The sequence below is a fragment of the Paenibacillus sp. F4 genome, assembly GCF_002894905.1.
Classification (GTDB): Bacteria; Bacillota; Bacilli; order Paenibacillales; family Paenibacillaceae; genus Paenibacillus; species Paenibacillus polymyxa_B.
In genome coordinates this window covers 230,691-243,659 of sequence record NZ_POVS01000013.1, presented here as the reverse complement: position 1 = coordinate 243,659, position 12,969 = coordinate 230,691, and the positions used below count along the sequence as shown (strand labels likewise).

At 44.7% G+C, this 12,969-nt stretch carries 15 protein-coding genes; 1 reads left to right on the top strand and 14 read right to left on the bottom strand.

Annotated elements, in window-relative coordinates; genetic code table 11:
- Positions 1-40: 40 nt before the first annotated feature.
- The 12 genes from C1T21_RS14335 to C1T21_RS14280 all read right to left on the bottom strand — a co-directional run bounded on the left by C1T21_RS14335 (position 41) and on the right by C1T21_RS14280 (position 10,827).
- On the bottom strand, positions 41-316 hold the full coding sequence (locus C1T21_RS14335) for a stage VI sporulation protein F (protein WP_013310741.1): 276 nt from the start codon (positions 314-316) through the stop codon (positions 41-43).
- A gap of 166 nt (positions 317-482) precedes the next feature.
- Positions 483-1,523 (bottom strand): NAD(P)H-dependent glycerol-3-phosphate dehydrogenase, encoded by a 1,041-nt coding sequence (locus C1T21_RS14330; RefSeq protein WP_103048728.1) that lies wholly within the window; start codon positions 1,521-1,523, stop codon positions 483-485.
- Positions 1,516-2,124 carry a glycerol-3-phosphate 1-O-acyltransferase PlsY gene (gene plsY / locus C1T21_RS14325; RefSeq protein WP_103048727.1) on the bottom strand — a complete coding sequence of 203 codons (609 nt, stop codon included), beginning with the start codon at positions 2,122-2,124 and terminating at the stop codon, positions 1,516-1,518. The genes C1T21_RS14330 and plsY overlap by 8 nt, the downstream gene beginning before the upstream one ends.
- An 11-nt stretch (positions 2,125-2,135) precedes the next feature.
- Positions 2,136-3,458, bottom strand: a complete 1,323-nt coding sequence (gene der / locus C1T21_RS14320; RefSeq protein ID WP_103048726.1) for a ribosome biogenesis GTPase Der — start codon at positions 3,456-3,458, stop codon at positions 2,136-2,138.
- A gap of 147 nt (positions 3,459-3,605) precedes the next feature.
- Complete coding sequence (gene rpsA / locus C1T21_RS14315) at positions 3,606-4,832, bottom strand: 30S ribosomal protein S1 (protein ID WP_013371699.1); 1,227 nt, start codon at positions 4,830-4,832, stop codon at positions 3,606-3,608.
- A gap of 120 nt (positions 4,833-4,952) precedes the next feature.
- Complete coding sequence (locus C1T21_RS14310) at positions 4,953-5,546, bottom strand: lysophospholipid acyltransferase family protein (protein ID WP_013310746.1); 594 nt, start codon at positions 5,544-5,546, stop codon at positions 4,953-4,955.
- Positions 5,543-6,250: a (d)CMP kinase gene (gene cmk, locus C1T21_RS14305; protein WP_103048725.1), complete on the bottom strand. Its 708-nt coding sequence runs from the start codon at positions 6,248-6,250 to the stop codon at positions 5,543-5,545. Before cmk ends, C1T21_RS14310 begins: the two co-directional genes overlap by 4 nt.
- Before the next feature lie 129 nt (positions 6,251-6,379).
- Positions 6,380-7,039, bottom strand: a complete 660-nt coding sequence (locus C1T21_RS14300) for a flagellar brake protein (protein ID WP_103048724.1) — start codon at positions 7,037-7,039, stop codon at positions 6,380-6,382.
- 165 nt (positions 7,040-7,204) lie between these two features.
- Complete coding sequence (gene ypeB / locus C1T21_RS14295; protein ID WP_103048723.1) at positions 7,205-8,590, bottom strand: germination protein YpeB; 1,386 nt, start codon at positions 8,588-8,590, stop codon at positions 7,205-7,207.
- A gap of 265 nt (positions 8,591-8,855) precedes the next feature.
- On the bottom strand, positions 8,856-9,551 hold the full coding sequence (gene prsW / locus C1T21_RS14290; protein WP_039271035.1) for a glutamic-type intramembrane protease PrsW: 696 nt from the start codon (positions 9,549-9,551) through the stop codon (positions 8,856-8,858).
- 86 nt (positions 9,552-9,637) lie between these two features.
- Positions 9,638-10,252 (bottom strand): genetic competence negative regulator, encoded by a 615-nt coding sequence (locus C1T21_RS14285; protein WP_013310751.1) that lies wholly within the window; start codon positions 10,250-10,252, stop codon positions 9,638-9,640.
- Positions 10,253-10,449: 197 nt separating this feature from the next.
- Positions 10,450-10,827, bottom strand: a complete 378-nt coding sequence (locus C1T21_RS14280; protein ID WP_103048722.1) for a hypothetical protein — start codon at positions 10,825-10,827, stop codon at positions 10,450-10,452.
- Between the two features lie 94 nt (positions 10,828-10,921).
- On the opposite strand from C1T21_RS14280, the gene C1T21_RS14275 reads away from it, so the two are divergent.
- The gene (locus C1T21_RS14275) at positions 10,922-11,845 is read left to right on the top strand and encodes a polysaccharide deacetylase family protein (protein WP_103048721.1); all 924 of its coding nucleotides are present in this window, start codon (positions 10,922-10,924) and stop codon (positions 11,843-11,845) included.
- Between the two features lie 142 nt (positions 11,846-11,987).
- On the opposite strand, the gene C1T21_RS14270 is transcribed toward C1T21_RS14275, so the two are convergent.
- On the bottom strand, positions 11,988-12,329 hold the full coding sequence (locus tag C1T21_RS14270) for a hypothetical protein (protein WP_103048720.1): 342 nt from the start codon (positions 12,327-12,329) through the stop codon (positions 11,988-11,990).
- Positions 12,326-12,913 (bottom strand): type II CAAX endopeptidase family protein, encoded by a 588-nt coding sequence (locus tag C1T21_RS14265; protein WP_061829230.1) that lies wholly within the window; start codon positions 12,911-12,913, stop codon positions 12,326-12,328. The genes C1T21_RS14270 and C1T21_RS14265 overlap by 4 nt, the downstream gene beginning before the upstream one ends.
- Positions 12,914-12,969: the final 56 nt, after the last annotated feature.

Sequence of the window (12,969 nt, the reverse complement as noted above, 5' to 3'; positions counted from 1 at the left end):
GTTCACGGTGAATAATACTAACCGACGTGCGGCCAGCGGTCTATTTTTTCATCATCATTTTCATCAACGCTTCCATATTGGAAGGATTCATTCCGCTCTTTTTGACGGCACCAACGATATCCCTTACTGTATCTTCCGACACCGGAATGTTGGCCATCGCAGACACCTGCTTGATAAGCTGACGCAGTTGCGCTTCGCTTTGAAGCGTGTCCGCCTTTACCGTACCTGCCAGCTTTTTCACTGCATTTTCGGATATGTTTTTGCCGCCTTTTTTGTTAATGGCCTTCAATGCATCTTTCGGAAAGTTTTTATTCACAATCTCCCCTCCTCCGCCATTGCTCAACTCAGTCTATGAGTGGCGGAGACAAAAGGTGATTAAGCGTACATAAGACATGCCTAACGCCTAACTAAAAAAGGCTATCTCATTATAGAAAAAATCTACCATGAGACAGCCTTTATATTAATAAAGCTCATCCTAGCCCTTAAGAATGCCATTGCTCCCAAGTTTGAAGCGGCATGACTTCCATCTCGGTCTTAGGATCGCGCCCCATCAGCGCCTCAACGGCCTTACGGACGTCACGTCCTTCAAACAGTACTCCATACAGTACCTCTGTAATAGGCATCTGAACACCTAATTTTTGAGAGATGGCGTATGCCGCTTTTGTCGTTCGAATACCTTCTACGACCATGCCCATAGATTCCAGCACAGCATCAAGCTGTTGGCCCTGTCCCAATAGTGACCCTGCACGCCAGTTGCGACTGTGACGACTCGTTGCAGTGACCACTAGATCGCCAATACCAGCCAGGCCGGCAAAGGTTAATGGGTTAGCGCCCATCTCAACTCCGGCACGGGTAATTTCAGCCAATCCACGGGTCAATAAAGCCGCTTTGGCATTATCACCGAAACCAAGTCCGTCTGACATTCCCGCACCCAATGCGATAATGTTTTTTAGCGCCCCGGACAGTTCCACACCGAGCAAATCGCGGTTTGTATAGACACGGAAATAGGAGTTCATGAACAGCCCCTGTGCGGCCTGTGCAGCCTTCTCATTGGAGGAAGCTACAACGACCGTTGTAGGACACTTCCTCACCACTTCTTCCGCATGACTCGGACCAGACAGCACGACAATATCGCCCTCCGCGACTTCCAGTTCTTCCGAGATCACCGTGGACATACGTTTAAGCGTTTCTGTTTCAAAACCTTTAATGGCATGCACTACCAGCATATCCTTGCTAAAATGAGCTTTCAGACTACGTGCTACCTGACGAGCAGCAGCAGAAGGAGATACGATTATCACTGCTTTAGCACCAGATACCGCAGTCTGCATGTCAGTTGTAGCTGAAATGCGATCAGACAAAATGGAGCCCGGTAAATAATGCTCATTCGTATGCTTCTCATTGATTTCAGCTGCTTGCTGCTCGTTTCTCGTCCAGACAGAGACATCGTTGTTATTGGCCGCAAGAACGGAAGCCAGGGCTGTTCCCCAACTTCCCGCGACCAGCACAGCTATTTTCTCAGACAAGACGATCTCCTCCTTTGGAGCCAAGCTTATTCTCATTCCCCCGTACCAGCTTGACTATGTTGGTACGGTGTCTCCACACAGCGAACAGACAAATGATTAGAGCCGTCCAAAATAGCGGCCATTCATAACCAAGCACGAGTAATATCCAGGGGGTCAAAATGACAAAAATAAGCGATCCCAAGGATACGTAACGCGTCATTACGATTGCAAGTATCGCAATGATTCCGGCATATAGTGCGGGCAGTAAGGCAAGCGATGCCAATACACCAATAGCAGTCGCAATACCTTTTCCTCCACGGAAGTGAAAATATATCGGCCAGTTATGGCCCGCAATCGCTGCAATGCCGCACAAACCCGAAACCCAGGATGATTCTCCACCTAACCAGTGCCCTATTAGCACTGCAATAACCCCTTTAAGTACGTCCAGCAGCAGTACCAGAATAGCTGGGCCTTTTCCTAGCACACGCAGCGTATTCGTCGCACCGGCATTGCCGCTTCCATGCTGGCGAATGTCGATTCCTTTTAATTTTCCATACAGCAAACTAAAGCTGACAGAGCCAAGCAAGTAACTGAGTACGATGGCAACGATTTGTAAAATCAACCTATTCGCTCCTAACTTTCGTCAGACTTGCGCCGTGTAAAGATACGAATTGGAGTTCCTTCAAAATTGAAGGCGGCGCGAATTTTGTTCTCCAGATAACGCTCATACGAGAAGTGCATTATTTCTGGATCGTTTACGAATACAACCATCGTAGGCGGCTTAACAGCAACCTGGGTCACATAGTTAATGCGCAGACGACGTCCCTTGTCTGTTGGTGGAGGATTGATGGCAACCGCATCGGAAATTACATCATTCAGCAAATGTGTCTGAATACGCAACACATGCTGTTGTGCCACATGCTGTACAACAGGAAGCAGCTTTTGCAGGCGTTGCTTCGTTTTTGCAGACAAGAACACAATCGGAGCATATGTCATAAACAGAAAGTGATCGCGAATTTTCGTTTCAAACTGGTGCATCGTTTTATCGTCCTTGTCCACGACATCCCATTTGTTAACGACAAACAGCGATGCTTTACCCGCTTCATAGGCATAGCCAGCAATGTGCTTATCCTGCTCAATAATGCCTTCCTCGCCGTTAATAACGACCAGTACAACATCTGCACGCTCAATGGCACGCATGGCACGCATTACACTATATTTTTCGGTCGTTTCATATACCTTGCCACGTTTACGCATACCCGCCGTATCAATCAGCACATACTTTTGACCGTCTTTTTCAAAAGGTGTATCAATTGCATCACGCGTCGTACCTGCAATGTCACTCACGATAACCCGTTCTTCTCCCAAAATGGCGTTAACCAGTGAAGATTTACCTACATTCGGGCGGCCGATCAAGGCAACACGAATAACGTCTTCATCATAGTGATCTTCTTCCAGCTCAGGCAAATTGGACGTAATGGCATCTAGCAGGTCACCTATCCCTGTGCCATGACTGCCAGAAACAGGGATTGGATCACCAAATCCATAAGAATAAAACTCATAAATCAGATCGGCGCGACTGAGGTTGTCCACCTTGTTGACAGCTACGATGATCGGTTTACCCGAACGATATAACATTTGAGCTACCTCTTCATCTGACTGTGTAATTCCTGCTTTCGCATCACTCATGAATACAATTACATCTGCTTCTTCTATTGCAAGTTCGGCCTGCATACGGATGGATTTTAAAATGACATCCTCACCATCAATCTCAATGCCGCCGGTATCAATAATACTGAAGGATTTACCATTCCACTCCGATATACCGTATATACGGTCACGAGTGATTCCGGGTTTATCTTCCACGATGGACAAACGATCCCCGATAATCCGATTAAAAATAGTGGACTTACCCACATTCGGACGACCAACGATAGCCACAACGGGTCTTGCCATAAATTCACTCCTCCTGTCAATTCTTCCGCTATCATCATAGCAAAAAACATACCTATTAGCGATATGGTCACGTAACAACAATCGGCGAACCCTCTGGGTCCGCCGATGGTGTACGTTATGCTTATTATAAAATGTATTGATTTAAACTCATTTGAATTTGTTCAGCTTATCGCCAAAACGCTCGCCGAGCGTAATGCTCAGACCGGAATTATTAAGGGAAACGTTAGGATTATTCAGTTCCTCACGTGGTGCACGAGATGCACGTGGTGCTCTTTCTGCTTTAGGAGCAGCTTCAGGAGCTTCCTCAGTTTCTTTAATGCTCAGGCTAACACGTTTTTCGGAAGGATTCATTTCAAGAATTTTAACTTTCACTTCTTGTCCTTCTTCCAGAACTTCTTGTGGAGTTCCAATGTGTTTGTGGGAAATTTGGGAAATATGAACCAAACCTTCCACGCCAGGAGCGATTTCGACGAATGCACCGAAGTTAACCAGACGTTTTACAACACCTGTTACGATGTCATTGTTGTTGAATTGTCCAGCAGCCGATTCCCAAGGACCAGGCTGTGCAGCTTTCATACTCAGGCTGATTTTTCCTTTTTCAGGATCTACTTTCAAGACTTTCACTTTCACTTGATCTCCTTCAGAAACTGCATCAGAAGGCTTATCGACATGAGTCCAAGCAATTTCAGATACGTGAACCAGACCGTCCACGCCGCCAACATCTACGAAAGCACCGAACTGAGTAAGACGTTGAACCGTACCTACGATTTCTTGGCCTTCTTTCAGCTCAGCCATTACTTTAAGCTTATTGGCTTCGAATTCTGCTTCCAGAACGTCTTTTTGAGAAAGGATCACTTTGTTATTTTCACGATCCAGTTCTTTTACAACAACACGCAATGTGCGGCCTTTGTAATCACTGAAATCTTCAACGAAGTGGCGTTCTACCATGGATGCAGGGATGAATCCGCGCAGACCCACGTCTACCACGATGCCGCCTTTAACGACATCATTCACAACAACTTCAAATACTTCTTTGCTTTCGAACAGTTGCTCCAACTTTTCCCAAGCATTTTCACTGTCGATTGCACGTTTGGACAGAACAAGTTTTTCCTTGCCATCGTCAATGCTGATAATTCTAGCTTCAACCTCTTGGCCTACTTGTACTGCTTCTTCTGCGTTATCCAAACCAGAAGACAACTCGCGAATTGGAATAACTCCATCGTATTTATATCCAATGCTTACTACCGCTTGGTTATCTTCCAATTTCACGATTGTACCCTTAACGGTGTCACCTTTTTTCAGGGAGACGATTTGATCGAGCTCGTCTTGATTTGCCGCTTCAGCAGCTTCTTGATTTTTAATTTCTTCCGACATGTCAATACCCTCCTCAATTCAAAAAAAACCATTTATTTAAACCTGCGCATGGCAGAGTTCAAAACATACATAAACTTTTGTTCTAGTTTTCCGAGCTTAGACACAATTCATGCAAGCCTTTCAGTTATTCGTAGGCTTACCCGTTTCCTTCATCGTGCGAATACGAGACATAATTGCTTCTGTTGCAAGTTCAAGCGGATCTCCTTCGATATCGGCACCCTTTTGGTAAGCGTCCAAATTGACAGGTTTACCGTATAACACTTTCGTTTTACGGAAAAGCTTGTAATCACCAATAATGGCGACCGGAACGGCAGCCGCTCCACTGCGTAGCGCAAAGCTTGCAGCACCCTTTTTACCGATTCCCCCAGCTCCTCTGGAACCTTCGGGAAAGATTCCCATAACCTTACCATCACGCAAAATGTTCAATGCCAGCTTAATGGATTCCTTACTTACACCACCACGTTTGACTGGAAAAGCTCCCAGTTTCCCAATTAGTGGACCCAGTACAGGAACATTAAACAGCTCGGCTTTTGCCATAAAGTGAACCTTTCGCTTCAGCAAAATACCGACTGTAGGAGGGTCAAGATTACTAATATGATTAGAACACAACAGCACTCCGCCCTCGGCAGGAACATTTTCCCTGCCTACCGCCTCAAGTCTAAACAGAACGCGGTAAATAAGACGCAAAATACTGGCGCATACAGTATATATCATTGGCTGATCTCTCCATCCTTCTCCGTTAAGCAATAAGATACGATCGTATCAACGACATCCTGAATGCCCATATGGGTTGTATCGAGCACGATGGCGTCCTCACTGCAACGAAGCGGGGATACCTCCCTCTCCTCGTCAAGCTTGTCACGTGCCGCAATGTCACGTTCTAGCTGCTCCAGAGTGATATCATCAGTTTCGCTCAGTTCTTTAAAACGGCGAGAGGCACGTTCCTGAACACTTGCGGTCATGAACACCTTGACTTCCGCATCGGGAAGTACAGTTGTTCCAATATCACGACCATCCATAACGACACCCTTGCGCGCAGCCATTTCACGCTGGTTTTCAGTCAAACGTGTACGTAAACCGGCAATACTTGAATACTGTGACACGTTGCTAGTCACTTCCATCGAACGGATCACAGTGGTTACATCTTCCCCGTTACAATAAACCTTTTGGCCTGTGGGGTCCGGTACTAATTCAATCACCAGCTCAGGTACATGTTGAAGCACTTTTTGTACATTTTCTGCAGGTATTTCCTTACGCATCATGTACCACGTTGCTGCTCGGTACATGGCGCCGGTATCTACATATACATAAGAAAGTGCTTTCGCCACCAAGCGGGCCACTGTACTTTTCCCTGCACCAGCAGGTCCATCAATGGCTACATTTATTTTGTTACTTGAAGATACATGTTGCCTTGCCAACAGGGAATTCCTCCTAACCTAACCTCAAGAAAAAAGCAGGCATTGCCTGCGACGTGAAAATTATACCACACATTTATAGGCGATGCAAAATAAGCGACAGGTTTACTAAAAAAGAAAAATTTCGGATGATTAAGATTTCCCCCGGAATTCCAGCTGTCTTTCAAAGCAATATTTAATCAGTTTTTGGCGCTCCTGATCAGCGATTTCCTCATATTTCAGCATAATGAGTTTGCGACCGTTTTCCATCTGCTGAATGCGCACAATTTCAGATTGGAACGGAACATGCTCCTGAGTACCGTTTTTATATGGAACTAAAATCCAGCAAGACAATGATTCTCCTTCTTCAAGATGATGAGTTCCCTGGGTGTGAAAAGAAACACCCCCGCCTCCTACATCATGTGTCTCTGCTACAAATCTGGACTCGTTCGCACTATGCTTTACTGCAATTTCCAAGTTGGCCTTAACCCGAAGAAAGTTGCGGCGCTGAATTTTGCTGATGCTGTCTGGAGCAGGTTTGTGGATACGAACCATCCGGAGGATATCCTCTTTAAAACCCGTAACGTGGGTATTAAAATAATTTTTAATCCCACCCTCGCTCATAAAAAATATAGACAGTTCTTCCCCTAGAAACAATTTTTTCAAATGCCCACTTGTTTGTGACATAGGAATTTCAATTAAAAAGTTCTGTGACTCCTCTTCTGCAATACGAGACTTAAATTCAAAAATCTCGTCCTTATGGTCAGTACCAGCCACTTGTATGTATAACACATCATTAATTTTGGGAAACAAATGATCCACCATCCTTGTCCATTAAAAGCTCTAATTAAGGTATATAATACCACGACTTTATGCCTATATTAAGCATTTTATTTGTTCGATCTATGACTAAAGCACAAAAAACCTCCTTCATGAAGGAGGTTCAGAGTGACTATTGATTCATTTTCATGTAATCAACTACGCATTACTTGCAGTAACCTGAGGTTCATCTGAATCTTTAACCTCTTCAATCGTTTCTTCCATCCCCGTATTGGCATTAATATATATCCGGTAAACGGAACCATTGATTTTACCACCAAATTCATAACACAGAACTTCATTCGAAAGTTCATTTTCAATTAAGGCTTTACGGTGGTAAGTTTCACGAAACTCAGGATTCAATTTTGCTCGTGCTGCATTCAAATTCAATTTCGCTTGCGGAATACGGCGGAGATGACTATGCTCATACACATAATCACTGGATTGAAAACCGATCACTTGTCCGTTATCAAGGCCTGATCTGACTGTGATTTTTTCTGGATAGATAATCACGTCCCCTTGTTGGCTCGCAAATGTAATATTAGCTAAATTCCCGCTCTCATCATACGCAACTGGCTTCATTCCTTTGTAACCTTTTTGTTCAAGGTATTCACTAGCATAGCGAATCGCTTCATTACGTGTTGCTTTTTTAGGGCCTACTGCTCTCATGTCATGATAAGAAATAAGCTTGCCGCCTTTTTTCGTAAAATCCATACTGGCTACGGGTTGCTTCTTATTTAGCAGGGTAGCTGTATAAGATGCCCATTCCGTTCCTTTACCGTTTTCGTTCACACGGATCTGACTTTCCGGTTTTCCTGTAAATTCAGCGGCATTTCGTTTAATTTGTTCTGCATTCACTGCCGGGAGACTCAATTTTTTCACAGAGCGTTTATCATAGATGCTGGCTACAGACGGTCCCCAATCCAGCTCCTTGTAGTTTTCCACCTTTTTGTCCACGGTTTTAAAGCCATCAATAATGGTATTGTCCTTCGGCCCAGTTTGCGAACCTGCCGCCATATCTACATCCATCCATCGCAAATTTTTGCTAAGGACCTTTTGCTGCACTTCCTGCATGTTTTTCGAAATTTCTTTGGAATTGTTATATAACGTTTTCAGGTTCGAAATTTCTTTCTCATTTAATGGCTCGTGATCCAGATCACGAACAGCGGTCTGATACGAAAATGCAGATAGATGTGACAGCAAATCCTTGGCATGATTAAAAGGCATTACATTGAGAGGCAACTGATTAACCTCATTTTGGGCCTCACTTGCAATCCTCCACACGTTCATCAAACATTTGCGGTGCATCGAGTGTGAAGTATTATGGACAGCAACCGCGTTACCGAGTTGAGAATGCAGCTGATCCATATGAAACGACAAATCGTGAAACGCACGCTGGTATTGATTTTCCGCTTTCATCGACATGTTATTTGCCTGAAGAGACACCTCTTTTCTCATCTGGCTTTGCTGGTAACCCCACACAAATGCTCCTATCATCATCAGGGTAACCACCGGGAACAATACGGCACTAAGTCGCTTATACATATTGGGAGTCTCCTTTCTTCAAGTACACTACCGATAGTGTGACAAGAAGAATGCTCTCTTATGCATGGTTTTCCATGACTTCAACAATAAACTCACAGTTATCGCAAATGCAGCGTTTAAAGCCGGTCTGAATCTGTCCTTGCTCTATACGTCCTCTCAGCACAAAACGTTCCCCACATCTTTTACAATGAATTCTTACTTTTATACGCAAAAAAAAGACACCTCTTTCTCTAACAGGTTTGTCAGATCAGTGTGTCCCATTTCGTTACATATTAACCTTTTCTTCCCGTTTTAACAAACGAAAAGGAGAACGGTTATTAGCTCGACTGATCTTTGCCATTCCTCCATACCATAGAAATGCCATAAGTGGAATGATAAACCAGATCCAGTCATGCGAAAATTTCGTTAAAATCAAATCGTATACTCCGTGCCAGAACCATGGAAGCACCAATGACAGCAGCAACATGTATTTGCTTCTTAAGCCCTCTGAAAACTTGGCCTTCCCCATGTAGTAGCCCATCATTACACCAAACATCGCATGACCGGATACCGGTAGCAATGATCTCATCAGCATCATGCTAATAGAAGCATGGCCCGCCCAGGCATATAACAGATTTTCAACCGTTGCAAATCCGAGTGAGACTGCGGCCGCATACAAAATACCATCATAAGGCTCGTCGAACTCGGTATGATTATAGATGATGTGATACAACAGAAACCATTTAAAAAACTCTTCCACTCCGGCTGAAATGCCGAACACCTGGATTAACGTGTGATCCCCTAGCCAAAGCAGCAGCCCGCGTTGAAAAATCATGACAGGAAGAACCACCAAAAAGCCGAGCAAAAACACTTTAATAACCATGTGCAGTGGCTCCGAATCATACCTGTCCTTCAAGTAAAAATACATCAATAAGGCGAGACCCGGCGCTGTGGCTGCCGCTAAAACCGAAAACAGAAGCACCGATCATCCCTCCATAAAAATGAGTCGGCCCTGCTTTAAGCGCAGAGCCGACAAATTCACTTCGATATCACTTTCGATAAAACGAATCAAGAACGGCTGTCAAAATGAGTGCAGATGACAGCAACTGCCTGCTCAGGAATGACCAGCTTGCCGTACTCTTCCAACATAGCTGGTGTAACGGATGAGCCTTCTCCAAATTCAGCAAGAACCGCGATTAAAGCCGCAAGCTTGGACTCCTCTACTTCTTCTGGTTCCAAGTGCAGAATCCATTTTCCTCTATAATGATACAGCTTACCTGCTTCCGTAGTGTTGCTACGAAGCATATGAGCCGCTTCTATGAGTACTTCGAAATCGCTAAACGCGTAAACGATGGAATCGCTATGCTCCAGCGTGACTTCCATTTCGTAGACTTCCTCTGGAAGCTCCTCATCGGGACCCGAACCATACTGTTGATGGTCGTATTTTCCCCGGGTGACGATAACAACCATTCCTTGAGCAGGAAGCGCAAAGACTTCGACAGCTAACGGTCCCGTGGCGTCGAAGCCCAGTTCGCTGTATGCCTGATCCATCATTTCGGTAAACAGCTCATGAACTCTTGGAATTTCTTGCCACATATCGTCTTTTTGAATACCGCGTTCGCTCAAATCGTCAAAGGTAAGGAAAATCCGTATCTTGTCCTGACTTAATCTTTCTATTTTCATACTGGACCCTCCTCCTGGCAGCCGAGTGTTATTAACAGATTATGATGCAATTATGATGCCTGTGATGAAAATGGTTCTATGTAATCATGTTATCATTTTATAATCGTAAATGCACGCAATAAAAAGATAAAAAAAAGAATCATTTGAACGGCTTTTACAAAAAAGCCGCAAAATGATTCGGAATAAAGGTTTCTGGGTTACAATCCCGGTACGGCTGTATGAGTTTCTTTCAAAATTTGCTCGACCTCACGTTTAACATCGGGACTTGTGCTGATGAAGTCTTTAATCAACTTCATATTTTCTTCTTTGCTCTTGGCAGTATGGGCGTTATGAGCGGTTTTATCTGTTTGTGAATGATGGTCTTGATCCTTACGGGTGTCTTCTTTATTGAGCGTTATCTCGCCCATTCCGGGGAATGCCGCGTCCATCATTTTAGTACGAGCTTTCTGCACTAAATTGCCGCCTTTTTTTCCACCCATGTCCATAGATAAGCCCAACATGTTGCGGTTGCGGGAGATCAAAGAGCTTGCGACAGCGCCCAAGACGATTCCCAGGAAAAATGAAGATGTTTTCACAATTAGAACCTCCCTTTGTGGTAGAATCAAGCATAGTGTTCGTCAGTAGTGACAAACTCATACGGTATAAAATACAGGAAGGTGAGATGAAATAATGGGTACAAAAACAGCAGCCATTTTGTTCACCGCATGTCTGCTGCTTAGTGCTTGCACTGCAACCAAGCTGGAATCTGCAGCAACAAGCAACCAGCAGGATTCGGTAGCGTCTGACTCAAGTAACAGCGCCAAAGATCAGAGCAGCGTCTCTTCCCCAAAAAGCAGCAGTAAGCAAGCAGGCAGTGATGATCATAAATCAGCGGGTAAAACCAATGCACAAAATGATAAAACCAGCGAAAGCAACGAAACAGGAGCTGCGACATCTGCAACTACCAATAACAAAATGTATCACTTGAACAAAGCCTACAATGTAATCCCTAACCAACAAGGTACCGAAAAAAAAGTCGTGTTACTGACCTTTGATGATGGTCCTAAGGAAGCAGCCATGATCAACAAAATCATAGATGTACTGGACAAACACAAAGCAAAAGCGATTTTCTTCGTAAACGGTTACCGTGTAAAAGAACATCCTGAGTTGCTTAAGCTTATCCATGACCGTGGACAGCCCATCGGCAACCATAGCTGGGATCACATCGTGCTGAAGAATAAATCTGAGCCTGAGGTCAAAAAACAGATTGAATCGGTACAAAAAGTTGTTAAGGACATTACAGGACAAGCCCCCGTATTCTTCCGCCCCCCTCATGGTGCCGGCGGAGACGTAGGTCGCAAGGTCGCTAAGGAAAACGGTCTCCTATACATGACATGGTCCGTCGGTTCTCTAGACTGGACAATGAAAAAGAATCAGCCTAATAAAACGGAGGCACTTCTCAAAAACGTAACAGAACAACTTCATCCAGGCAGCAATATCCTGATGCACGAACTGCCATGGACAGCTGAGGCGCTGGACAGTCTATTGACGCGCCTTGAGCAAAAGGGTTACCAATTTGTCGATCCGCAAGGGATTGAGGTTCCTGCCAGCTAGTAGACACTTGCGTATACTCCGGATTAACTATAGATGATGCAAAAAAGGCCTCCATTCTCCGTTATTCATGCGGAGATGGAGGCCTTTTCACCGTATCATTACGCGCCTTGACCTAAGCACAGACGTCCATAATAACTTTATATTACCAAAGCATTTCACTGATGGGTGGTGCACCCTTGACGCCCCACCACAGTAATGCTACAGTAATCAGCACAAAAAGAGTGCTCAAAAAATTTAAAAACCACTTGCTCACCCGAATACGGCGGGACGGAAACATTTCTGCCCGCGTTCGGTACTCACTGGCAGGAGTGTCACCCTCCATCGTCACAGCAACTTCTGGTGCAGCGGCAACGTGAGCCAATTCTGGCACGGGCCGTGAAGCACGGGAGCGAACTGGTTTAGATTTTGACCTGTCCTCCTCTTTGCCTTTGCGACCATTTCGACGGCTGCCATAGGTCTGCACTCTGCTAAGTTCCTGATTCATTCTTCATACCTCCGAAAACGTAACGCTAAACCAGATATAAGGTCAATCACAAAATGACAAATGATCGGTGCCCACAGACTACCGGTCTGCACATATATGTAGCCCAATCCATAACTGCTAAGAAAAACCCAGCCAGTGGGAATCCAATGCCGTAAATATCGGATATGAATCACCGCAAACAAAATGCTTGTCCAATAAGGACCAAAGCTGTACTGAATCGCACCTCTGAACAAGAGTTCCTCACAGATAGAGACGATAGCTGCTATGCAAATAATATGCCAAACCGGACGATTTTGAAACAGCATTTGGTTAATACCACCGTCATCCATAGCATCCTCAGGCATAATCCGGGATAACAACAGATCCACAAGTAACATAGCGGCGGCCAATCCCAATCCCCACCATAAGACGTGCAGAGTGTTCGGCAATGCAAATAGTTCTAACACATTTCTTTTCTGAAAAAATATCCAGATTGCGCCAATCAGCAGGGTCAGCCCCTGAGTTAGATACAAATTGTAAAGCAGCAAGCGGTCGTTCAATTCATGAATTTGCGCTCTTTTCCATTTCACTTTAAGCTTTTTCATAGTTAGTTAGTCCTCTGCATAGTCTTCTTTAGCATCATAGCCAAAAAGTCGGGCGG